19 protein-coding genes are annotated in these 21,938 nt (G+C 69.5%); 16 read left to right on the plus strand and 3 right to left on the minus strand.

All coding sequences use genetic code 11. From position 1 onward, the window contains the following. Positions 1 to 434 precede the first annotated feature (434 nt). Complete coding sequence (locus ACZ58N_RS36830; RefSeq protein WP_471169344.1) at positions 435 to 2,063, plus strand: MFS transporter; 1,629 nt, start codon at positions 435 to 437, stop codon at positions 2,061 to 2,063. 115 nt (positions 2,064 to 2,178) lie between these two features. Here the strand turns inward: ACZ58N_RS36830 and ACZ58N_RS36835 are convergent, their stop codons facing one another. Further along, positions 2,179 to 2,715 carry a hypothetical protein gene (locus ACZ58N_RS36835; RefSeq protein WP_471169346.1) on the minus strand — a complete coding sequence of 179 codons (537 nt, stop codon included), beginning with the start codon at positions 2,713 to 2,715 and terminating at the stop codon, positions 2,179 to 2,181. A gap of 323 nt (positions 2,716 to 3,038) precedes the next feature. Between ACZ58N_RS36835 and ACZ58N_RS36840 the strand changes: the two genes are divergently transcribed. The 3 genes from ACZ58N_RS36840 (at position 3,039) to ACZ58N_RS36850 (ending at position 5,348) form a co-directional block, all read left to right on the plus strand. Beyond that, positions 3,039 to 3,218, plus strand: a complete 180-nt coding sequence (locus tag ACZ58N_RS36840) for a hypothetical protein (RefSeq protein ID WP_471169349.1) — start codon at positions 3,039 to 3,041, stop codon at positions 3,216 to 3,218. A gap of 123 nt (positions 3,219 to 3,341) precedes the next feature. Further along, on the plus strand, positions 3,342 to 3,530 hold the full coding sequence (locus ACZ58N_RS36845; RefSeq protein WP_471169352.1) for a hypothetical protein: 189 nt from the start codon (positions 3,342 to 3,344) through the stop codon (positions 3,528 to 3,530). Positions 3,531 to 3,956: 426 nt separating this feature from the next. After that, positions 3,957 to 5,348: a multicopper oxidase family protein gene (locus ACZ58N_RS36850; protein WP_471169355.1), complete on the plus strand. Its 1,392-nt coding sequence runs from the start codon at positions 3,957 to 3,959 to the stop codon at positions 5,346 to 5,348. 443 nt (positions 5,349 to 5,791) lie between these two features. On the opposite strand, the gene ACZ58N_RS36855 is transcribed toward ACZ58N_RS36850, so the two are convergent. Then, the gene (locus tag ACZ58N_RS36855) at positions 5,792 to 6,226 is read right to left on the minus strand and encodes a hypothetical protein (protein WP_471169357.1); all 435 of its coding nucleotides are present in this window, start codon (positions 6,224 to 6,226) and stop codon (positions 5,792 to 5,794) included. Positions 6,227 to 7,869: 1,643 nt separating this feature from the next. On the opposite strand from ACZ58N_RS36855, the gene ACZ58N_RS36860 reads away from it, so the two are divergent. Both ACZ58N_RS36860 and ACZ58N_RS36865 read left to right on the plus strand, forming a co-directional pair. Then, on the plus strand, positions 7,870 to 8,844 hold the full coding sequence (locus tag ACZ58N_RS36860) for a cytochrome P450 (RefSeq protein WP_471169359.1): 975 nt from the start codon (positions 7,870 to 7,872) through the stop codon (positions 8,842 to 8,844). Between the two features lie 34 nt (positions 8,845 to 8,878). Next, complete coding sequence (locus ACZ58N_RS36865; protein ID WP_471169360.1) at positions 8,879 to 9,646, plus strand: enoyl-CoA hydratase/isomerase family protein; 768 nt, start codon at positions 8,879 to 8,881, stop codon at positions 9,644 to 9,646. A gap of 677 nt (positions 9,647 to 10,323) precedes the next feature. On the opposite strand, the gene ACZ58N_RS36870 is transcribed toward ACZ58N_RS36865, so the two are convergent. Further along, the gene (locus ACZ58N_RS36870) at positions 10,324 to 10,932 is read right to left on the minus strand and encodes a hypothetical protein (RefSeq protein ID WP_471169363.1); all 609 of its coding nucleotides are present in this window, start codon (positions 10,930 to 10,932) and stop codon (positions 10,324 to 10,326) included. Positions 10,933 to 11,417: 485 nt separating this feature from the next. Between ACZ58N_RS36870 and ACZ58N_RS36875 the strand changes: the two genes are divergently transcribed. The 10 genes from ACZ58N_RS36875 (at position 11,418) to ACZ58N_RS36920 (ending at position 21,931) form a co-directional block, all read left to right on the plus strand. Beyond that, on the plus strand, positions 11,418 to 11,927 hold the full coding sequence (locus ACZ58N_RS36875; protein ID WP_471169365.1) for a hypothetical protein: 510 nt from the start codon (positions 11,418 to 11,420) through the stop codon (positions 11,925 to 11,927). Further along, positions 11,924 to 12,268: a transcriptional regulator gene (locus tag ACZ58N_RS36880; protein ID WP_471169367.1), complete on the plus strand. Its 345-nt coding sequence runs from the start codon at positions 11,924 to 11,926 to the stop codon at positions 12,266 to 12,268. The genes ACZ58N_RS36875 and ACZ58N_RS36880 overlap by 4 nt, the downstream gene beginning before the upstream one ends. Then, positions 12,265 to 13,248: an ABC transporter ATP-binding protein gene (locus tag ACZ58N_RS36885; RefSeq protein ID WP_471169370.1), complete on the plus strand. Its 984-nt coding sequence runs from the start codon at positions 12,265 to 12,267 to the stop codon at positions 13,246 to 13,248. The genes ACZ58N_RS36880 and ACZ58N_RS36885 overlap by 4 nt, the downstream gene beginning before the upstream one ends. Then, complete coding sequence (locus ACZ58N_RS36890; protein WP_471169373.1) at positions 13,245 to 14,186, plus strand: ABC transporter permease; 942 nt, start codon at positions 13,245 to 13,247, stop codon at positions 14,184 to 14,186. The genes ACZ58N_RS36885 and ACZ58N_RS36890 overlap by 4 nt, the downstream gene beginning before the upstream one ends. A 337-nt stretch (positions 14,187 to 14,523) precedes the next feature. Continuing rightward, entirely contained in the window at positions 14,524 to 15,927 is a 1,404-nt protein-coding gene (locus ACZ58N_RS36895) for a DUF7927 domain-containing protein (RefSeq protein ID WP_471169376.1), read from the plus strand. 616 nt (positions 15,928 to 16,543) lie between these two features. Next, positions 16,544 to 17,080 carry a toxin-antitoxin system, toxin component gene (locus ACZ58N_RS36900; RefSeq protein WP_471169379.1) on the plus strand — a complete coding sequence of 179 codons (537 nt, stop codon included), beginning with the start codon at positions 16,544 to 16,546 and terminating at the stop codon, positions 17,078 to 17,080. A 3-nt stretch (positions 17,081 to 17,083) separates the two neighbouring features. Continuing rightward, the gene (locus ACZ58N_RS36905; protein ID WP_471169381.1) at positions 17,084 to 18,259 is read left to right on the plus strand and encodes an MAB_1171c family putative transporter; all 1,176 of its coding nucleotides are present in this window, start codon (positions 17,084 to 17,086) and stop codon (positions 18,257 to 18,259) included. Positions 18,260 to 18,420: 161 nt separating this feature from the next. After that, a complete protein-coding gene (locus tag ACZ58N_RS36910) occupies positions 18,421 to 19,065 on the plus strand; it encodes a LysE family translocator (protein WP_471169383.1) in 645 nt (214 codons plus the stop codon). A 179-nt stretch (positions 19,066 to 19,244) separates the two neighbouring features. Next, positions 19,245 to 20,684 (plus strand): tetratricopeptide repeat protein, encoded by a 1,440-nt coding sequence (locus ACZ58N_RS36915; RefSeq protein WP_471169385.1) that lies wholly within the window; start codon positions 19,245 to 19,247, stop codon positions 20,682 to 20,684. Between the two features lie 665 nt (positions 20,685 to 21,349). After that, the gene (locus ACZ58N_RS36920) at positions 21,350 to 21,931 is read left to right on the plus strand and encodes a carbonic anhydrase (protein ID WP_471169388.1); all 582 of its coding nucleotides are present in this window, start codon (positions 21,350 to 21,352) and stop codon (positions 21,929 to 21,931) included. Positions 21,932 to 21,938: the final 7 nt, after the last annotated feature.

Here is a 21,938-nt window from a genome sequence, read left to right on the forward strand (position 1 = left end):
CCAGGGAACGCGCCCCGCGCCGCAGCCCGCGTCCTCCGAACGGACCGGGGGCGGGGCGAACGGTCCGATGCACGGGACGAGGCCACAGAAGGTGAGCAGGCGACGACACGCATTGTTCGCATCCCGCTTCGGAGCGCTCGATTCGCCGCGTTCGATGGGTGTCCGGCATTCGGGGGGTGGCCGTGGCGTGCGGCGGGTCGGCCCGCCGCTGACCGGGCTCGGCGCCCCCCGGGCGTGGATCGGCGACCCCCCGCGGTCCGAAGACCGAGGCCGGCGGGAACCGGCGAGCACGGCCCGGCCATGGCCGGGCACCGGCGGGCAGTGGCGGAGCCCGCCCATGACGGTGGGCCTGTCATCCCAATGGGGCGATGTGCGGCACGGCGGATCAGGCAAGACTCTTGCCAAGCCCCACTTCGCCCCGCCCCGGAGGTTCCATGTCGAAAAGCGGCGCGCCTCACACCGACGTTCCGCCCGAGGCCCCGGCGCGGGCGACGCTCGTCCTGGCGTCCCTGATCACCGTTGCCGCGGTGGCCAACCTGAACCTGTCGGTGGCCAACGTGGCGCTGCCCGCGATCGGCAAGGCCTTCGACTCCTCCCAGACCTCGCTGAACCTGATCGCCGTGGGCTACTCCCTCGGCCTCGCCGCGTCCGTGCTCTATCTGGGTGCGGTCGGCGACCGCCACGGCCGCAAGCTGCTGCTCCTCCTCGGCACCGCCCTGTCCGTCCCCGCGTGCCTGCTCGCCGCGTTCGCGCCGAACGACGGTGTCCTCGTCGCGGCCCGGATCCTCGGCGGGCTTGCGGCGGGCATGGCCTACCCGACCACCCTGGCCCTGATCACCGCCCTGTGGGCGGGGCCGGCGCGGACCAAGTCGATCGCGCTGTGGTCGGCCCTCGGCGGCGGCATTTCGATGCTCGGGCCGGTGATCGCGGGCGCGCTGCTCGAACGCCTCTACTGGGGCTCGGTGTTCCTGGTCACCCTGCCGCTGGCCGTGGTCGCCCTGGTCATGGCCCTGCTGTTCGTCCCCGCGCACGCCAACGAGTCCACCGAACCGGTGGACAACCTCGGCGGCGTCCTGTCCGTCCTCCTGATCGCTGGACTGGTGCTCGCGATCAATTTCGCCGCCGTCCCCCACCAGGGGCCCCTGGTCGTCGGCCTGGCCGTGATCGCCCTGGCCGCCGGAGCGGCGTTCTTCCTGCGCCAGCGCCGGGCCTCCAACCCGTTGTACGACCTCCGCATCGCCGGCCGGCGCACGTTCTGGGTCGCCGCGTGCGCCGGAATCATCGTGTACGGCTCCATGATGGGCTCGGCGTTCATCAGCCAGCAGTACCTGCAGAACGTGCTCGGATACAACCCCGTCGAAGCAGGCGCCGCCATCCTGCCGCTCGTCGTGATGATCGTGCTCGTGGCACCGCAGTCCGCGAAGCTCGTCGAGACGCGCGGCGCCCGCACGACCCTGCTGATCGGCTACACGTTCCTCTTCCTCGCCTTCGGCTGGATGCTGCTGTTCTGGGACGAGCACAGCAGCTACTGGCAGATCGGTTTCTCCTACGTGCTCCTCGGCATCGGCGCCGGCCTCGCCGGGACGCCCGCGTCCCACTCGCTGACCGGATCGGTGCCCGTGCTCCGGGCCGGCATGGCCTCGGGCACCGCCGACCTGCAACGGGACCTCGGCGGGGCCGTCATGCAGTCCATCATGGGGGTGCTCCTCACCGCCGGCTACGCCTCGGCGTTCAGATCGGCGATCTCCGCTTCCCCCGAGAGCAAGGAGGTGTCGGACCAGGTTCAGGGCGAGCTGACGAAGTCGTTCTCCTCCGCCGCGCAGGTCGCCCAGCAGCACCCCCAGTACGCCGACCGGATCGTCGCGGCGGCACGCCAGTCGTTCCTCCACGGCGACGACTGGGCGTACGCCGTCGGCCTGGCCGCCATCGCCCTGGGTGCGTTGCTGATCTTCTTCATGTTCCCGCACCGGGTCGCCGAGCGGGAACTCCTGCGGCGCTACTACGCCGAGGACTCCGCCTCCACCGCCGCGGCGGAGCCGAGCGGACCGGGCCCGCGCAGCTGACCGCACACCCACAGGACGAGTGGGGTCGGCCCCGGCTTCGCCACGACGACCACGCCATGGGGGCGGCGCGCCGACCCCATGGCGTCACAGGAACCACCCTGTCCTCCGGAGGGTTCTATGCGCCGAGGACGCTGTCGGCGGTGGAGACCCGGGTCCCGCGCAACCGGCTGCGCTTGACGAGGAGAACAGCGGTGCGGGTGAGGACCATGGCCAGGGCCATGAAGACGAAGGCGTTCGAGTAGACGTCCTGTCCGCTCAGCTCGTTCTCGATGCTGAACACGATGACGTCCTGCGCGAACCAGTGCTCGGAACCGTAGGCGAACAGCACGCGGGAGGCGGACATCAGGGTCCAGACGATCGCATAGGCGATCCCGCCCCTGGTGTAGACGTCACCGGTGGAGCTCCTGTGCGCGGGCAGCAGGATCGCGGCGACCAGGCCGCAGAGGACTCCCGCACCGATACCGGCCAGTTGGAGCCAGGGGTCGTTTCCGCCCAGGGGGAGCGTGCGGACGAAGAGCGCGATCACGATCGCGATGGCGATGATCGAGCGCAGCAGCCGCATGTTGGTGATCTGACGGGTGCCCAGGTCGGTGGACAGGATGATGATCAGAATCACCCCGCTGGCCGTCAGGGCGGTGAGGAACGGGCTCATGGGACAACCCCTCGTTTCGATGAGATACGGGGGCGCTCCGCGGCTCGTCCGCCCCTCCCGATCCCACGCTAGGGAGCGGGAGGGGCGGACCTGGACAACCGACCGACGGACCGGCTGTCCACCGACAGGTGGACACGGGCGATCGGCGGGTGGGACGGGGACTCGTCGTCGGGGCAGGTCAGGAGGGGTAGGGGCAGGGTGCAGGAACAAGGCGTGCGGTTCGCCCGTGGTCCCCTCCGTCATCCGGTCGTAGGACGGTGACCGGTCGCGGCTGAGGCGATGATGGTCGTATTTTCCGCTCGCCCCCGTTGGGAGGACATCTCATGGAAAACGACCTTCCTGTCACCGGTGCCCCGGCGCCCGGACGGCTCCTCACCCTCGAACGCTTGGATGTCCGGGCATCCGAGGAGGACGCCTGGGCGAAGACCTTCTGTGTCTTCTGCATGGGTACCTGCATGCAGGTGAAGACGGACGTCCCGCCGCGCCGCAAGGGCCGCCCCTAGCGTGTCACCGAACTCCCGTCCGTCCCGCACGTCATCCGACGAACCGTCCGAAGGCACGACACCGGGCGGGGCGGGCGGTGGTGTTCTTGAAGGTGCGCGACCCGCACCCTCACAGGAGGAATCATGAGCACCGTCATCACCGGAACGTCCACCCGCCCCGCCACGAGTGCCGAAGGCCTCACCCTGACCCCCCTGCCCGAGTGGCAGACGATGGCCGAGGTCGTTCTGCGCAAGGACGCCTGCGGCTCCCTGTGCGCCCACGCCTGCCTCACGAGCACCCGCTTCATGTCGCCTCGGCGGCACCAGGCATAGCCGTCGACGTCCGCGCCCGGGCCGCCCAGGCCCGGGCGCTGTCGCGCGGACGGGAGGAAGCGGGCCCGGAGAAGCGCCGGGGTGCGCCGAGGGGTTCCGCAGCGGGCTGGAGGGGCCCGGAGGGGGCTGGTCGGGCGAACTCCTCGTGGTCACGCACCCGTGTTCCACGTCTCGTCGTCAGGAGGTGATATCCGAAGCTGGAACACAGGACAAGTCCACAAGGAGAAACCGTAGATGCGGCCCCGACCAAAGGCGCTTTGGGCGACCCTGATTCTGCTCGCTGCCTTCTTCACCACGACTCAAGCTCCCCTCGCCGACACGGCACTTGTCGCCGCCGCCACGCCCGCGGACCCGAAGCCCCCCGCCGTATCGGGGCCCCGTCTTCAGGATCCCCCCGAATTCGTCAGCCGCGACGGACTCCTCCGGGTGTCGATCACGGTGGAGCGCAAGCGCGTGCAGGTCGGCAACCAGATGTTGTACGCGCTCACGTACAACGGCCGTTACATGCCTCCCACGCTCCGGGCCCGGCCCGGTGACGTCATCGAACTGCGGATGACGAACCGCGTGGACCAGGACACCAACATCCACCTGCACGGACTTCACGTATCGCCCCGTCCGCCCGCCGATGACATCTTCATCGCCATCGGGTACGGACAGACGCGTGACTACAGGTACGAGCTGCCGGAGAGCATCCTGCCGGGTACCTACTGGTACCACTCGCACGCCCACTTCTACTCGGCCGCTCAAGTCGCGGGTGGGGAATCCGGTGTGCTCATCATCGACGACCTCCGGCAGTACCTGCCGCGCGATCTGAAGCACATCACCGAGCACACCATCGGACTGAAGGACGATCAGGTCGACGGCGACTCGATCAAGACCTCGCCGCTCAGCATCGGTGCCGCCACCAACCGCACCGTCAACGGCCAGCAGAACCCGGTCATCCACATGCGTCCGGGGGAGACGCAGCTGTGGCGCCTGGCAAACATCGGCGCCAACATCTACTACAAGCTCCACCTCGCCGGATCCAGGTTCCACGTGATCGGCCAGGACGGACACCCGGTGCACCGGGTGTACTCCGCGGACAGTCTGGTCATCGCCGCCGGTGCCCGCTTCGACGTCCTGGTTCAGGCCGGACACGAACCGGGTGTCGCCCAGTTGGAGACGCTGCCCTACAACACCGGTTCGGCAGGCAACCAGTTCCCGCAAGCCAACCTCGCCACGGTGGTCACCGAAGGCAAGCCGATGAGGCCGGCGATGATCCCCACCAAGTTCGGTCCGGAAAAGGACCTGACGCACGCCGACATCGCCGCCCGCAAGACCGTCGTCTACACGGAGAACGCGGCAGGGACCGAGTTCTACATCAACGGCAAGACCTACGATCCCGACCGGATCGACTTCACGTCGGTGCTGAACACGGTCGAGGAGTGGACCGTCGTGAACGCCACCGACGAGCAGCACTCCTTCCACGTCCACACGAACCAGTTCCAGCTGATGAGCGTCAACGGGATGCCCGTCAACCCGTCGCGCGGCTGGTACGACACGATCACGGTGCCCGCCCGGGGATCGGCCATCGTCCGCACCCAGTTCCTCGACTTCACCGGGAAGACGGTCCTGCACTGTCACATCCTGAACCACGAGAACATGGGCATGATGGCCGTACTGGACATCGTCCGCAAGGGCGTGCCCAGCCAGGACGCGTCGGGCCCCGGCTCCGGGAGCAAGCAGTCCTCGGGTCACCAGCCGTCCGGTCACAAGCCGTCGAGCCACCAGCCGTCGGGCCACAGCCCGTCAGGGCACGGCAAGGGCCACAACGGATGAGCGGGGACGCCGAACAGTAGGACCCGGATGTGAGGAAGCCCCCTGCCGCAGGAGTCGCGGCGGGGGGCTTCCCGCGCTCAGGGCGAGCGGCGGACGGCGGGCGCGCTCAACCGCCGCACTGACAGGGGGCGCCCGACTGGCAGCCGCAGCCGCAGCCGGATCCGCACCCACAGGCAGCGAGGAGAGGCAGGCTCAGGTGCTCCCGCTTCTTGGGCTCCTCCTGCTCCGGTGTGATGGGCACGGGGGAATCGGACATGGGTGCCTCCTCGGTGGGCGGCGTACGGATCCCGTACGACGGACCGCCCTCGCCCCGTACATTCCCCGTGGGGACGATTCTTCAACTCCGCCCGTACACCACCGATATGGCGCGTGCATCGCCGGATGGGTCGGCGGAGCCCGCCGAGGTGGCCGCCCGGCAGCCGAGCCGATTCGGGGGCGCACCCTCAGCCGCGGGGCCCCAGCCGGTCGCTGTGCCGGGCGGCCTTGGACAGGTCGGTGGTGCAGTGCAGGGTGACCGTCACCACGTGTGCGGTGGTGGGGTCCCAGTTGGTGGCGCTCCCGGGGCGGGTCCCCTTCGCGTAGCTTCCGGTCGGCAGGCGCTCCCAGTCGGCCTCCCCGATCGTGACGCCCACGCCACCGGGCTCGCTGACCTGCACACCCCTGGGAACGAGTCGCCCGGGTGAGTTGTCGCTGTCCTCCAGGTACGCGCCCGGGGGGCAGGCCAGTGCCGGGATGGTGATGGAGTCCGACGGCTTCACCGCTTCGCTGAAGGTCGACTGCTGGGCGGGCGCCGCGGAGACGGCGGTAACGACGAAGAGCGGACTGACAGCGGAGCACCCGAGAGCGCACCAGAGCCACTTCCGGTGCAGTGCACACATGGCTTCTCCTCCTGGCCAACAGTCGGACGGGGGCTCTCACGCGCCCCACCTGCCAGTCTGGTCCGGGACACGACCGAGCGCCTGCCGGACGGCGTCGACCTGCGTCGACCTGCACATACCTGCATGGACATGCAGGTATGTGCAGGTGTCGAGGTGAGGTTCTCCGCCGCCGCCTCCTCCCACGGGGCCGCACGGACTGTTGAGTGACACAACGGTCTGTCCCGTGTGCCCCAGTGCAAGGGAACAGGCCACAGCCTGGCCCGGAGCCTCAGAACAGGCCATACCGCTGCTCACGCCTGTCCTGAACCGGACCGGGGGCGGGCGCCCGTTGTCGCGGGTGAGCGCCCTTGGGCGATGTCCTGTCGGCGTCCGCAGGGAGCTCGGGGGTGAGTGACGGTGCGCGCTCGGCCGCCGTGCGTTCGCGCGTGCGAGAACGGTGTGGTGTCCGGTGGCTGGAAATTCATCGGAGGCTGATCCGAGCTTCCAGGAGGGCGACGACGGGTTGATCAGGTGTCCGAGTGCCTCGAACGTCCGGGCGGCGGTTGGACCGTGCCGAATCGGCATACGAGAAGATCCTTGAAGTGGACGGCCGGTAATTCGGGCAGAAAGGATTCGGCGGAGCGACGAACGACGGGATCAGCGAAGACGCGAAGATGACGAAGGAAGAGCCACCTCATCCTATTTCATCTCCAAGGAAGCCCTCGCGGCGGTGATCCTCGAATCCGCCTTCGGAGTCGACGGCCTGGCCCTCAGGAAATCAAGCTCCAAGAGCGCGTCGACACCGGAACGATTCTTGGACGCAAGATCTCTCGCGACGTGAAAAAGATGGCCGTACTATTCCCGTCCATGACCCGTGCGCCGCGGGATGTGCGCGGAACGCCCTGGCCCGCATGGATCCGATTCAACGCAGACCGGCTGAATCAAGCCAAACGGAATGTTGAGACATGCTCCGATCGGAACGCGTTGGAGCAGGCACACCAGATCCCCGGCGCCTGGGCGGGCCTCGTTCTGACGGGTCATTCGACTTACCGGAACCTGGATGGGTTGCAGGGGCGACTCGCGACGAAGGGCGAGAATCACCTGACCGTCATCGCGCATCCGTGCATTTTCCTGAAGGCCCATCTCCCGCCGACACGGGGTCGGAATCGCCGTCGGGATTTCCTCGACCGACGACCCTGACGGGCGATTGAAGTATATTCAAGAACCCTGGCGTTTTGTGTGGTCTGTTCACAAAAGAGGCAATCATTCTGCTCCGTCAGTCTCACGCCCGCTCATGCCGGTGTGGGGAAACTCTCCTCTTGCGTAGACGTTCACCGGTGAGGGTAGGCAGCGCTGGCCATCACTGATTGATCTTGCGAGAAAGAGATACTTTGAAGACTTCCATGGCTCCCGTCGGAGTCGACCGGCGGGCACTCGCAGCCGTATTTTCCAAGCTGCGGACCGGGGCAGGACAAGCGAATCCGTTGCCTGCCTATCGGCAGCTCGCCGAAATGGGTGAGATCATTCCGGCGCCGTGGGGCGGGTACGTCGTCACGTCATACGCTCTCTGCGACCAGATCCTACGGGACAAGGCCTGGCACGTCCCTGATGCCGATTGGCGGAAAAGGTATTCGGCCCGATGGAATTCTCCTTCATCACAACAGATGGCCGCGTCACTGCCGATGCTCAACCAGCCGCAGCACACGAAGCAGCGCAGATCTCTCGGCAGCTTGTTCCCGCACAGCTCGCTGGCAGGTCTTCGTCCGTCCGCGGAGCAAGCCGTCGACCGACTGCTCAACGAATTCACCGATCAACTGCGCCACGGGCCCGCGGACTTCCACACCCTCGTCAGTGAAGAGCTGCCCATCATCACCATCGGCCAATGGATGGGAATACCCGAGGCCGACTACGCACTCCTGCGCGACCTCACGCATGATCAGGTCTTCGCGCAGGAGCTCTTCCCCACGCCGAGCCAGTTGGCTCTCTCCGATGCCGCCACGGCACAACTTCGAACCTATTTCGACGAGTTGATACGCGAGCGCCGAATACGCCCGGGGAGCGACCCGGTCTCGGCGTGGCTTCGGACCTGGGATGAGCTCGAACCGGACAGGCAACGCGCGGACGAAGCCGTCCACGGCCTCGCGCTCTTCATGATCCTCGCGGCGCTGGAGACGACCTCCCACATCCTGTCCACCGCGGTGCGCCTGCTCCTCGAAAACCCCACGCAACTGGAATCACTGCGCCGCGACCCGGCGCTCATCCCGGACGCCGTCGACGAGGTGTTGCGCTACGACGCCCCCATCCACATGATCAGCCGTGTGGCCCCGACGGACATCCAGGTCGCAGACACCCTCGTGCCCGCCGGCCAGATGGTGCAGCTCATGGTGGGAGCCGCCCATCATGACCCGGCTCGCTACCCTGAACCCCATCGCTTCATGCTCCACCGTGGAGCGACCCATCTGGCCTTCGGAGCAGGAATCCACTACTGCGCGGGCAACGCCCTGGCCCGACTGGAAGCGGTCACCCTGCTCACCTCGCTCCGCGCCCTCCCCGTACGACCGCGCCTGAGCGGGTCTCCGCAGTGGGCGCCGCGGGTCGCCTTCCGCCGGATCACCTCCCTGTGCCTCACCCTCCCCTGACCAACCACCATTTGAGAAACGAGACGACGCGCGCATGCTCCAGGACTTCAAGACCCTCCGGGTGACCGACAGCAACAAGGGAGCCATCGTCGAGGTGCAGCTCAACCGACCGGAGACGGGCAACAGCGTCGACGGCCAGATGCTCACCGAACTGCTCGCGCTCCTGCGCCACTTGGAGGACGACGCCGACGTACGGGTGCTGGTGCTGTCCGGTGCGGGAGATCACTTCTGCCAGGGCGGCGACCGTTCGGAGTTCCCCGAACTGTTGGAGAGGGACCCCTCGGGCTCCGAGCTGACGTCCCTCGGCTACAAGGCCCAGCGTGTCTGCTCGACACTCGCGCAGATGAAACTGGTGACCATCGCCCGTCTCCACGGCGACGTCATAGGCGCCGGCCTCGGACTCGCGATCTTCTGCGACCTGCGCATCGGAGCGCACACCGCCCGATTCCGGATGCCGGAGGTCGGCCTCGGAGTCCCGCCCGCATGGGGCGGCGTCCTGCCCCGGCTCCTGGAAGAGGGGGGACAGGGCCCGGTCCGTCGGTTCCTGCTCACGGCTGACGCGTTCGACGCCGACATGGCGGAGCGCATGTCCATCCTGGACAAGGTGGTGCCCGCCGACGAACTCGACGCGGCCGTCACCCACTGGGCCAAGAAGATCGCCCGTCGTGACCCCACGGCCATGCGCATCACCAAAACCATGTTGAACGCGCGCGCAGGCGCGTCCCAGCTGGCCGTCGGTTCCTACTTCGACGAGGAACTGCTGACGGCTTCGATCGCCCGGCGGGCGCTGCCCCGGGGATAGCCGCCGGACGGCGAGGCGCGACGCCGGCCCACGACCGACTGATCCTCCGGCCCGGAGGGTCAGCATCGGCGAAGGGACCACGAGGGCCCTCCGCGCCTCCGATCGGGGCCGCCCACATCATCGGCGCCGCCGCGTCCGTCGACGACGGCACCGACCCGGGCCACGGATCAGCCTGACCACCCGTCATTCTGAAGTCCGAGGACCGCATGACCTGCGGCGGGCAGTCCCCATCGGGCTGCCCGACGGCAAAGCCTGGTGTGCCCAGTACCTCGGGGTGCTTGCCGGACCCTCCGCCTGCACCTGGCGAGTGACCATCTCGCCGGGCACGCGGGCAGACTCGATCAGGACGATCAGGGCTGTGCCGTGTCATCGGGAATCCAGGCCGGGGCCGAGCCGCGTAGGCGACGCTGCCCGGTTCGGGGCCGTCGCCCACGCCGTGTCCGCCGGTCCTGAGCGGCTCCGGATCCTCGTCGTGCGGCTTCCCCGAGCGAGGGTGCCGCGCCGCCCTACCGGGACGACTGGTGGGGTACCGATGCGGACGTTGCTGCCGAGCCGGACAGTGACGTTGCGGCAAGGGTCGCGCAATGCAGGTTGAGCGGCATCGACCAGCGTTGTCACCTCAGGTGCTCTTGGCGCGTTACTGCCGGCGGTCCATCGACGGTGACGGTGCCGCCCCGTCAGTTGTCGATCCGCAGAAAGCCATTGATGGCCGCGACGGCGGCCCGTGGGTCGTCGGCGTGGCAGTGGACCGTGCGGACCTCCGACCGTTTTCCCAGAAGGCTTGTCGCGATCACCGGTTGGACCAGTTCGATGGTGATCGAGGTCTGTGACGCGATGGCCACCTCCAGCACGCCGTCCTGGGACTTGTTCGCGTCCGGCAACCGGAGGTCGTGGCGAGCGGACGCCACCCTGGCCATGGGTATCCACAGGTCGAGCGCCGCACCACGTCGCACCCGCAGCCCGTTCGGTCCCACGACGTGGGGGCGCGTGACGGCCGCAGCGTGCAGCCCCGTCACCAGACACACCGTGTAGAGATCGAGGAGGAGCATGACCAGATGGGCGACCGGGTGAGCGGCGAGCATGAAGGAAACGCCGACCGTCTCCACCACGAACACGAAGATCAGCCCGTACGCGGTCGGCGCCTGAGCGCGCGCGTACCCGACGGGAACGTCGCCCGCCCCCACCCCGTCCCTGCGCCGCGCGATCCACAGCCCGAGGCTCGTCATCCACCGCCCCTCGTGAGCCACCAACCGCTTTGCCCTTGCGCCCAATTCCCCGATTTCCATGCTTCCCAGTGAATCAGAGGCGTGTTCGAATTCTCCCGGGTCGAAAGAGGCATCCGGTTCCGGATTTCCCGGGCGTGCTCCCGGCCATCCTTGAGGGGTGGCCGGGAACATCGGCGTCCGGGTAGGCCACGCCCGTCCGCATCCGCGGGGTCCCCGCCCGAGCGCTCGACCCGGCCGTCCGCCCGCACCGAGGTGGGCAGCCCGGGGCGGCACCGTCATCCGGCTGCGGATGCGCGCCGGATCCGGACCGGCGCATACGTGTCGACCTGGCGGCTGTCACGGTCGGCCGCCCTCGCCGCGCGCCACCCCTCGGGGTGAACTCCGCTCGCGTGGGTGCCGGGAACGCGACTTGACCGCGCGTCTCGCGCACCGCCGGCGCGGGCGGTACCCGCTCGCGGACATCGGCGACACCCGACTTGCCCAGTGGGAAAGTCAGGAGTAACTTTCCTGATAGGAAAGTAATCGGGGGTGGGAGGGCGATGGTCATGAGCATGCCGGTGGATGCCGAACAGGCATGGAAGGATCTCCAGCGCATTCGAGTGCCGCAGGAGCGGGTGTACGACGAGTTCGAGCGCACCGCCTCCGGCGGGCGCGGCATGATCTACGGCACGGCCGCGCTCATGTGGGTGTTCCTCGCCGGCGTCGGTATGGACCTGCCCCCATGGGGCGTCGGACTGTTCCTGGCCGGCTACGTGGGCTTGTTGGGCGCGCTGATCGTGAGGAACGGTCGCAGGAGCCGGATGCAACTGCACCGCACGCGCTGCACCGGGCGCATGTGGGTCTCGTTCGGTGCGGCGGGGGTGCTGGTCGGCGGGACGATCGTGCTGGCGGACCACCTGACCGCATCACTGGAGCCGCTCCACGCCGGCCCCATCCAGGCCACGGTGGCGGTGGCCGTGTACCTGCTCTTCCTCGGCCCCGCCAACCGCTGGGCGGCCGACTCGGTGCGCAGTGGCGGCGGACCGGCGGCCGCGGACGAGGAGGCGGGCCGATGAGCACCCCCGCCGGCTTCGACGAACTGATCCACCCCGCCACCCGACTGTCGGTGGTCGCGCTGCTCGCAGCCACCGAGTGGGCCGACTTCGCGTTCGTCCGCGACAGCCTCTCGCTCAGCGACTCCGCGCTCTCCAAGCAACTGCACACCCTGGAAGGGGCCGGGTACCTGGTGATCCAGAAGGAGGGCGGCGGCCGGAACCGCCGTACGAAGGTACGGCTGACCGACCGAGGGCGTACCGCCTTCGAGGGACATGTGGCGGCACTCCGGGCCATCGTCGACAGCGCCGGACCCGCCACGGGAGCGGCGCAGCGGCAACCCCACGCGGACGCCGGCCGATGACGGCGTTCGGACACAGCGACGTCCGGCCCGTGATCCGGGTACGCGATCTGACCATGGCGTACGGGGACGCGGAGGTCCTGCGCGGCGTCGATCTGGACATCCACCGCGGGGAGGTCTTCGCGCTGCTCGGGCCCAACGGCGCGGGGAAGACCACCACCGTCGAGATCCTGGAAGGCTTCCGGCAGCGCTCCGGCGGGGAGGCGAGCGTCCTCGGCATGGATCCCGAGCGGGGCGGCGACGCGTGGCGGGCCCGGATCGGCCTGGTACTGCAGTCCTGGCGCGACCACCGCCGCTGGCGGGTCGCCGAACTGCTGAGCCACTTCGCGACGTACTACCCCGACCCGCGCGACCCGGCCGAACTGCTGGACCTGGTCGGCCTCACGGACCAGGCCGGCCGGCAGGTGGACCGGCTGTCCGGCGGACAGCGCCGGCGCCTCGACGTCGCACTCGGCATCGTCGGCCGCCCCGAGCTTCTCTTCCTCGACGAGCCGACCACCGGCTTCGACCCCCGGGCACGGCGCGAGTTCCACACGCTGGTCGAACGACTGGCCCGCGACGAGGGCGTCACCGTCCTGCTCACCACGCACGACCTGGCGGAGGCCGAGCGGCTCGCCGACCGGATCGCCATGCTGGTCGGCGGCCGGATCCGGGCCTGCGGCACGCCCGCGGAACTGGCCCGGAGGGCTGCCGCCCGGGCCGAGGTCCGCTGGACGACCGACGACGGGACGCCCCGCCGCGAACGCACCCGGGACCCCTCCCGGCTGGTCTGGGAACTCCACCGGAACGCCGACGAGCCGATCGCCGACCTGGAGGTCCGCCGCCCGACGCTGGAGGACACCTACCTGCACATGGTGCACCGGGAGGCCGATGACGCGGACGGAGCCGACGGCATGGACGAGGCCGACGGTACGGACGAGGCCGACGGTACGGACAGGGACGCGGACCGGGAGGCACCGGCCACATGCGGGGGGCACACATGACGAACAGCACGAACAGCGCCAATAGCACGGGCAGCACGGGCAGCACGGGCAGCACGGGCAGTACGAGCAGCGCGAACAGTTGGAACAGCAGGAACAGTTGGCGTGCCGGGCTGCAGCGCGGCGGCATCGAACTTCGGCACCTCCTGCGCAACGGCAAGGAAATGTCCGGCCATCTGACCAACGTGGTCGTCGCCCTGCTGGTCGCCGCCTACCTCGGCGACGACGTGCCCGGGACCCGAACCCCGATGACCCATCTGGTGCTCGCGGGCTTCGCCGCCTACCTGCTGTTCCAGGTCGGGCTGATCAGCATCCCGCAGATCCTGGTGACCGAGCGGGAGGAGGGCACCCTGCTGCGGATGCGCGCCACACCCGGCGGGATACCCGCTTACCTCATCGCCAAGTGCCTGGTGGTGGTCGTCCTGGCGGTCGGCACCCTGGCACTGCTCCTCACCGCCGGAGCACTGTTCGCGGACGGACCACTGCCCCACGGGCCGGGCGACTGGCTGACCCTGCTGTGGGTCACCACGCTCGGGCTGCTCGCCGTCGTACCGCTCGGCGCGGCCATCGGCGCCGTACTGCCCAACCCCCGCGAAGCCCTCGCGTTGATCATGCTGCCGACGATGGGCCTGCTGGTCACCTCGGGGGCGGTGTTCCCGATCACCGCCCTGCCCGTACCGGTCCAGCAAGTGGCCTCGGTCTTTCCGCTCAAGTGGATGGCACAAGGCCTGCGCTCGGCGTTGCTCCCGGACTCGGCACGGGCCGCCGAGCCGGCCGGGTCCTGGGAGCTGCCCATGGTCGCGCTCGTCCTCACGGCCTGGGCGGTCCTCGGATTCCTCCTCGCGGTACCGCTCCTGCGCCGCGCCGCCCGCCGCGAGTCCGGCTCGCGGCTGACCGCCCGCCACCTCAAGGCGGCACGGAGCGGCGCGCCATCCGCGTAGGCGGCCTCGCGGCAACCGGCTACGCCGGTTGCCCCGCCTCGACGGTCGGAGCCCTCCCTCAGGTCGACAGCCGGCTGCGCGCGGCGCGGGGACGGACTCGGGGCGGTGCCAGACCGCTCCATATCGATCATTCGATCGATATGGAGCGGTCTGTTCGAGTGGCGGTGATGGCCCGGGTGGGGCTCTTTCGCGTCGCGGAGCGTGATCCCGGCGCTCGGCATCGGAACACTGCGTCGACTGGTTCCGCCGGCTCGGCGGACCGGGGCGGGTCCCGGGTCGGCCGCACGGGCGGATCGAATCGCGGTCCCGCAGAAACGAAAGACGTAGAGGAGTCTTCATGCAGTCTCATGGGCAGACCTGCCTGCGACGTGTGCTGACCGGTGCGGCGATCGGCCTCGTCCTGGCCGTCACCGGCACCGCGGGCCTCGCGCAGGCCGACGCGGGGGCGGCTGCGGTCCCCGCTGGTCTCGCCGCGCCGAAGGCGCGTGCTGTATGCCCGCCGGCGCCGCTGTGGGCGAACACCGGAGGAAGCGACAAGAGGCTCATCCAGTACGACACGACGGGCAGCACGCTCAGCAACGTCCCGCTGGCCCGCGACTACGGCGACATCGCGTTCAGCCCCAACGGGGCGGTCCTGTACGGGGTCGACTTCCCCGGAACCGCCGGCTCGACCACCCTCTACACGATCAACCCCGTCACCGGCGCGGAGACGGCCGGCGTGCCGATCACGGGCCCGCTCGCGGCGGTCGCGCCGACGCCCGCGGTCAACGGCCTGACGGCCCGTTCGGACGGCCTGCTGATCGCCGGCTCGTTCTCCACCAGCCAGATCTTCCTGATCAACCCCGCCACGGGCGTCTCCACCCTGTTCCCGGTCTCCTTCCCGGCCGGTGTCGTCTCGGCGGGTGACTTCATCACCCTGGACGACGGCGACATCCTGGCCTTCGGAGCAGCAGGCTCGGTGGGTCCGTCCCCGGTGTTCCGGATCCGTCCCGACAGCAGCATCATCCAGATCGGCACGGTTCCCCAGACCTTCGGCGCGGCCAAGTCCGCCGGCAGCGTCTACGCGTTCGCCTCCAACGGCGACATCAACCTGCTGAACAGCCTGCCCATCACGCCGTCGACCGCACCGCTCTCGGTGACGACCGTCGAGGCGACCGGCCGCGGCTTCTACGGCGCCAGCTCCGCGCAGGACGGCGGCAGCTGCGTCGTGCCCGCCTACTCGGTGCAGAAGACCGCATCGCCCGCCGGACCGGTGAACGAGGGCAACACCATCACCTACCGGCTCACCGTCCGGAACACCGGCACCGTCGCCGCGAACGGTGACTTCACCGACGACCTGAGCGACGTGCTGGACGACGCCACGTTCGTGCCCGGCTCGCTCAACTCCACCACCGGCTCCGCCGCCCTCGCGGGCAGCACCCTGACCTGGACCGGCACGCTGGCACCGGGTGGCGCCGCCACCATCACCTACAAGGTGCGGGTCAACTCCCCGGACCGCGGCGACCGCACCCTGGTCAACTACGTGGAGCCCACGGCGCCGGGCGGCTCCTGCGCGTCGGCGCGCGCCTGCACCGTCAGCATCGAGGTGAAGAAGAAGAAGGACCACAAGGACTGCGACAAGCCGGGTCACGGCAAGCCCGGTCACAGCCACGGTGACGGACCCGGACAGGGCGGCAAGCCCGGCCACGACGACGAGGACGAGCGCGGGGACCGCGAGGACGACGCGGTCGCCAACCACTGACGGCACGCGTCCGGACCCTTCCCGTGGGGTACCGCGGACGCGGTGAGGACTCCGGTCGTGACGCGTGCGAGTCACGCGAACCGGTCGGAGTCCATCGGGCCGTACCTGCCGACCGGCAGGTACGGCCCCGGGTCGCCGCACATCAGGTCAACCGGAACCCCGGGCCGGGATCCGTTCCCCGATCCGGGCCGCCTTCACGGCTCGGCGGCCGGCGCGGCCGGCCCGCCCGCCGAATCCGCGGGAGCCTTCGGCACGGCTCGACCCCAGCATCCGCAACGACTTGCTGGAACGTATCTTCGTGAGCCAGGATGAGGGGCTTCAACAGCTGCGCACGCGTCAGGAAACGGAAGAATCACACCAGGTCCCGGTATCACCCGGCCGGTTCGGGACCTTCCCGAATCTTCCGATGACGTGACGTGACGCGACGCGGCCTCTGACGGCACTCATCGAATGGGTGACGGACGAGCACACGCGGAACACGGGCGCGGACGGCGGTACCTGGCACACAGTCGGACCACACGGACACGAACCACGCGGGGCGGGAGCCCTGAACAGGGGTCGCACGCTGATGGAGTGCCGCCCGGCAGCGGTGTGTCAGCGGAAGAGGACTGGGGGCATGGTGGGGTTTTCCCGCGACATGAAGCGGCACCGCGACGAGCTGTTCAAGGGAGTCGCTCCGGTCGGACCCATGGAGCCGACCGCGTTGCTCACCTCCCTGTGCACCTATCTGACGCAGAGCGGCGGACGTGAGGTGCGTCTCATGCTGGCGGACTTCCCGCCCGGCACGGTGAGCGGACTGTGGATCGACATGGGGGACCTCGATCTCGTCGCGGTCGAGGCGCAGACCTCACCCGTGCACCAACTCGTCATACTCGGACACGAATTGTGGCACCGCAAGGAAGGCAGTTGCGGCCACCACGGCATGGCCACCGGCGTGGCTGCCGCCGCCCGCATGCTGGGCGAACGCTGGAACCTCAGCGAGGCCGTCATCCGCGTCGCCGCGCGGACCGACGGGGGCATCGAGGAGGAACGCCGCGCCGAGCTGTTCGGACGCATGCTCGCGACCAAGTTCCGTCCGTACCTCGACGGAGCTCCCGACCGCCTCGCCACCGACGACGTGGCAGGCCGCATCTGGGCCTCGCTGGAAGGCTGACCCGTGGAAACAGGCGTCAACTACTACGTACCCGCGGCCGTGGTGTTCCTCGTGCTGATCGCCAAGCTCCCCGCGCTGCTGAGGGGCTGGCGGCTCCCCATGGTGCGGACCGTCAACATCGCCCTGGCCCTGGGCTGCGCCGTGTTCACGTTCTCCGCCCCACCCACCATCGTCGTGGTCAACCGGTTCACGGGCGTGAGCAACTTCTCCGCCCCGCTGGTCTACGTCATGCTGTGCGCGTTCTCCTGCAGCTTCCTGGTGCTCATCGAGAACTGGCGCGCGGACTCCCGCCACCAGGCCATGGCACGACGCCGGGTGCGCCGTTGGAGGCTCGCCTACACCATCGTGGGCGTGATCATCATCGTCTGCTTCGTCCTGGGCGAGGCGCCGGACGAGCGACTGCGCGACTTCGACACCTACTACTCCGCCACACCGTTCATCCGCGAAATGATCTTCACCTATCTGCTCGCCCACTGCGTGGCCGTCGGGGCGGCCACGGTGGTCACCTGGAAGTGGTCGCTCGACATCAGGAAAGAAGCCCGGAAGGACTCGGCGACCGCGCAGGTGAGGTGCCTGTGGGCCGGTCTGGTCACCCTCGCCGTCGGCTTCTTCCTGGAACTTTCCTTCGGGATCGTCAAGTTCATCGGCTCACTGATCCGATCGCCCCAGCTCAACGAGGGCGTGGCACCACTCATCTCGCTCGCCGCGTTCGTGGTCTCCGCGGGGTTCCTGATCCCGGTGATCGGACAGCGCGTCATCGAACGCCTCTGGCAGCCGTGGCGGACCTACCGCACGCTCAACCCCTTGCACCGTGTCGTCCGCCCGACGAACCCCGACCCCGACCATGCGCCGCTCCTCACCCTGCCCTGGTACGCGGGCCCGGAGCAGCGGCTGCTCCACCGCGAGACGAGCATCCAGGACTGGATGCTCGGACTGCGCCCGTACTTCGACGACGACGTCCGTGAGCGGGCCCGGCGGCGTGCCGTCGATGACGGGGCGTCCGACGCCCACGCGGTCGCCGCGGGCCTGGCCGCCATGGTGCGGACCGCGGCCGGCAGCCGTGGCAGTGAGGAGAGGACCGAGAGCGAGGAGAGCCGGCGCGCGGTCACCGCGTACCGCGAGGCGGAAGCGGAGTACCGCGACCTCCCGGTACGGATCTCCCGCGCCCTGGTGGGCTGACCCGGGGGCCCGGGGGCCCGGGGGTCTCGTCGGCGCGAAGCGGCGGGACCGTATCCTGAGGCGGCGTACGCGGCGACCGCCGGTGCCTCACGCCGTCCGGCATACCCGGGCGGCGGCCACTCCGGGCACCAGGGACCCGGCGAGCGATCAGGAGCCGATAAGTGATCAGTCCGGCCGCAGCCGGGGCAGTGGCCCTGGTCGAACTGGGCATGGCCCTGACCCCGGGACCGAACATGATCCACCTCGCCTCCCGCGCGATCACCCAAGGCCGCAGGGCGGGCCTGGTCAGCCTGAGCGGGACCGCCGTGGGCTTCCTGTGCTACCTGATCGCCGCAGCCGCCGGCCTGTCCGCGTTGTTCGCCGCCGTACCGGTCGCCTTCACGGTGGTCAAACTCGCCGGGGCCGCCTACCTGGCCTACCTGGCTTGGGACATGCTCAAGCCGGGCGGCCGCTCGCCCTTCGCCCCGGCCCAGGACCTGCCCCCGGTGTCCGACGTCCGCCTGTTCTCGACGGGCCTGCTGACCAACCTCCTCAACCCCAAGATCGCCCTCATGTACGCCGCTCTCCTGCCCCAGTTCATGGATCCGCAGGCGGGTCCGGACTGGGCGCAACTGCTGCAGCTCGGCGGCGTGCAGATCGTCGTCGGACTCTCCGTGAACGCCCTGGTCATGCTGGGCGCGGCACGCGTGTCGGGGTTCCTCGCCGCCCGGCCCCGGGTGATGGCCGCCCAGCGGTTCGCGGCGGGCGGCCTGCTCGGCGTCTTCGCGCTGCGCACCGCCCTGTCCCGCACACCCGTCTCGGCCTGAGGAACCCCGACGGGGCTCAAGCAGGCCGAGGCCGCGAACGCCGGGGGAGTGGCGAACGGACGGGGCCCGCAGGCGGGTCGGGTGGTCGTGGGTGTGTGCGAGCCTTCGAGTGGAGTCTGCGTCGGCATCCCGGCTTCGGCTGGGCGGAGGCTGTCGGTGGCGGTTCGTAGGGTGCCCGGGTGAACATCGATGATCTTTCCTGGCAGGCACGCAACCATGGGGGCGTCCACCCTCGGATGGTGCGGACCCTTCTCGACCTCGGGCAGCTGGACCTGCTGATCCGGGCGGCGCGGGAGCGTGAGGACTGGAACTGTGCCGAAGCGGCGGCCCGGGAGTTGTGTGCGACCGGGGAGTTCGATCGGGCGCTGGCCCTGGTGGCCCCGTTCACGGATATCGGCTGGCGGGCCGCCGGGTGGGTCACCGCCGAGATCATGATCCGCCGGGGCGAGGGCGACGAGGCCCTCGCGATGGTGTGCCCGGAACCCGCCGAGCTGGGCGACGGCCACGTGTGCGCCCGCTACGCCGATCTGCTGTCGAAGGCCGGGCGGGTGGAAGAGGCCGTCGATGTGCTCGCGCCCCATCTCGGGGAGCACTGGCTCCGGTCCCGCCTGGTCGAGGTGACCGAGGGCCAGGGCCGCGACGACCTCGTTCTGGAGCTGCTCACGCGGGAAGCGGAGCGTATGGCGTGTGTGGAGGCCGTGGCGTGCGAGCGGTGCGGTGACTCCTGCGGGACGGGCCTGACCGACCGGTGGGACGTGCTGTTGCTGATCTCCCGCGTCCTGGAGCGCGCCGGGCGTGCGGACGAGGCCGTCGAGGTCCTGCGTGCCGAGCGGGCCTCGGGCCGGAGCCACCCCGTCAACTTCCCGGAGTACTACGCGGAACTCCTCGCCCGGCAGGGCCAGATCGAGGAGCTGGGGTACCTCGCCGCCGAGGACCACCGCTCCGCTCTCGATGTGTACGCGAAGGCGCTGGAGGACGCGGGGCGGGCGTCCGAGGCGGAGACCGTGCTGCGCGAGGGGATCGAGACCCACGACCACCCGAAGGACCGGGCGGCGCTGATGCGCCTCCTCGTCCGTCAAGGGAGGGTCGACGAAGCCGTCGAAACCGGTCGGCCCACCTATGAGTACTACGACTGCTGGAACTTCCTCGTTTGGGCGTTGGAACTGCTCGTCGACGACGGCCGGCCCGACCGGGCGCTCGAACTCCTGGACGGGCTCACCGTCGCATACGTCGAGGAGCACCCGTACCAGGTCCGCCACCTGCGGCTCTGGCTGCTGGGTGAGGCGGGTCGCTGTGCGGAGGGCATCTCGGAGGCCCTCGCCCTCGAAGAGCGGGAGTCGGGCGAGTGGGACACGGCGCTGGCGCGGCTCCTGGAGCGGGACGGACGACTGGAGGAGGCCCTCGCACTGCTCCGCTCCTCCACTCACCACATGGTTCACCACGACTTGCCCGACATGCTGATCAGGCACGACCGTCCGGCCGAGGCTCTCGATGCCATCCCCACGATCGCCGAGGCGCGCGCGACCGTCGAACGGCGGGAACGGGAGGCGGCGGAGCGACGACAGCAGGACGATCCCTGGTCTGCTGAGGGCGAGTTCACCCTGGAGCCCCCGTTCTAGCCAGGGGCGTACGCAGCACGGGTCCACCAGGCCGCCGAGATCATGGCCAGGTCGGTCTGAGACAGGACAATCGGGGTACACCGACGGCGGAGACCGGCGCGGATCGGCGGAGACCGGGCGGGAGACGGCGCTTACGGGGCTCATCCGGTGAAACCGCACGAATTCCGGACGGGTTCGCGCCAAGAAGCGCGGCACTTTCGGTCTCTCTTCGGTCGGACATGCCGCGTTAACCCTGCAAACAACGTCATTGAGCTAACTTGTTTCTTGACCAACCATTGACCGCCTCTTGGTGTGTCCAAGGGGTGTCAAGATTGCGGGAGGGCTGGATGTTGGCAGGTGTGACGGCCGGGACGGCATCCGTGCGTCGCGTCGCCGTCGCGCTCCCCGTCCCGTCCCGGTGCGAGCGACGGCATTCGCACATGCGCACGATACCCCTCGCTTCGCGGCCGAAGGCCGGTCCGGAACTGAGTCATCCGGAAAGACGTCGAGTGGCGGCGCCGGTCACGGTGACCGCTGCCCCGACGGGCCGGTAGACCCCCCCCCGGCACACACCGGCCCCGGCCCGGACGCACTCCCGTTCTGCTGCTGTTCACAGCGAAGAAGTGGTGCCCCCCATCCTGCCCGTCCGACGCGCCGTGCCGGCGCGCCAGGAGGAATGACCACGTATGCAGCCCCTCATCGACAACGCCCGTACCTTCGGACAGCGCCCTGAGGAGTTCGCCAAACTCGCCGAAGGCCAGTTCCCCCAAGTCCTGTTCATCTCCTGCTCCGACTCCCGGGTTGTGCCCGCACTGATCACCGGCGCAGCCCCCGGCCAACTGTTCGAGCTGCGTACGGCCGGCAACATCGTCCCGCCCCACACCCCCGAGCGGCCCACCTCGGAGGCCGCGACCATCGAGTACGCCGTGGAGGTCCTCGGCGTCCAGGACATCGTCGTCTGCGGCCACTCCCACTGCGGTGCCGTCGGCGCCCTGGTGCGCGGGGACGACCTCGACCCCGTCCCCGCCGTTCGGGACTGGCTCGCGTACGCCGCGACCCGACCGGTGTCGGCCGACCCGGACGACCCGGCCGCCGCCGCCTCCGTACAGCACCACGTCCTCGCCCAACTGCTGCGCCTGCGCTCGTACCCCTGTGTGGAGAAGGGGCTGGCCGAGGGCCGTCTCAGGGTGCGCGGCTGGTACTACGAAGTGCACACCGGCGCGGTGCTCGCGCACCGCGCGGACACCGATTCCTTCCAGGCCCTGTGAGCGGCCC

The organism is Streptomyces sp. NPDC040432, from assembly GCF_055595445.1.

Bases quoted from the DNA above. Each gene is read 5' to 3' on its own strand.
- ACZ58N_RS36830 (WP_471169344.1), top strand. From the start codon at position 435: ATGTCGAAAAGCGGCGCGCCTCACACCGACGTTCCGCCCGAGGCCCCG.
- ACZ58N_RS36835 (WP_471169346.1), bottom strand. From the start codon at position 2,715: ATGAGCCCGTTCCTCACCGCCCTGACGGCCAGCGGGGTGATTCTGATC.
- ACZ58N_RS36840 (WP_471169349.1), top strand. From the start codon at position 3,039: ATGGAAAACGACCTTCCTGTCACCGGTGCCCCGGCGCCCGGACGGCTC.
- ACZ58N_RS36845 (WP_471169352.1), top strand. From the start codon at position 3,342: ATGAGCACCGTCATCACCGGAACGTCCACCCGCCCCGCCACGAGTGCC.
- ACZ58N_RS36855 (WP_471169357.1), bottom strand. From the start codon at position 6,226: ATGTGTGCACTGCACCGGAAGTGGCTCTGGTGCGCTCTCGGGTGCTCC.
- ACZ58N_RS36860 (WP_471169359.1), top strand. From the start codon at position 7,870: ATGGCCGCGTCACTGCCGATGCTCAACCAGCCGCAGCACACGAAGCAG.
- ACZ58N_RS36865 (WP_471169360.1), top strand. From the start codon at position 8,879: ATGCTCCAGGACTTCAAGACCCTCCGGGTGACCGACAGCAACAAGGGA.
- ACZ58N_RS36870 (WP_471169363.1), bottom strand. From the start codon at position 10,932: ATGGAAATCGGGGAATTGGGCGCAAGGGCAAAGCGGTTGGTGGCTCAC.
- ACZ58N_RS36875 (WP_471169365.1), top strand. From the start codon at position 11,418: ATGAGCATGCCGGTGGATGCCGAACAGGCATGGAAGGATCTCCAGCGC.
- ACZ58N_RS36880 (WP_471169367.1), top strand. From the start codon at position 11,924: ATGAGCACCCCCGCCGGCTTCGACGAACTGATCCACCCCGCCACCCGA.
- ACZ58N_RS36885 (WP_471169370.1), top strand. From the start codon at position 12,265: ATGACGGCGTTCGGACACAGCGACGTCCGGCCCGTGATCCGGGTACGC.
- ACZ58N_RS36890 (WP_471169373.1), top strand. From the start codon at position 13,245: ATGACGAACAGCACGAACAGCGCCAATAGCACGGGCAGCACGGGCAGC.
- ACZ58N_RS36895 (WP_471169376.1), top strand. From the start codon at position 14,524: ATGCAGTCTCATGGGCAGACCTGCCTGCGACGTGTGCTGACCGGTGCG.
- ACZ58N_RS36900 (WP_471169379.1), top strand. From the start codon at position 16,544: ATGGTGGGGTTTTCCCGCGACATGAAGCGGCACCGCGACGAGCTGTTC.
- ACZ58N_RS36920 (WP_471169388.1), top strand. From the start codon at position 21,350: ATGCAGCCCCTCATCGACAACGCCCGTACCTTCGGACAGCGCCCTGAG.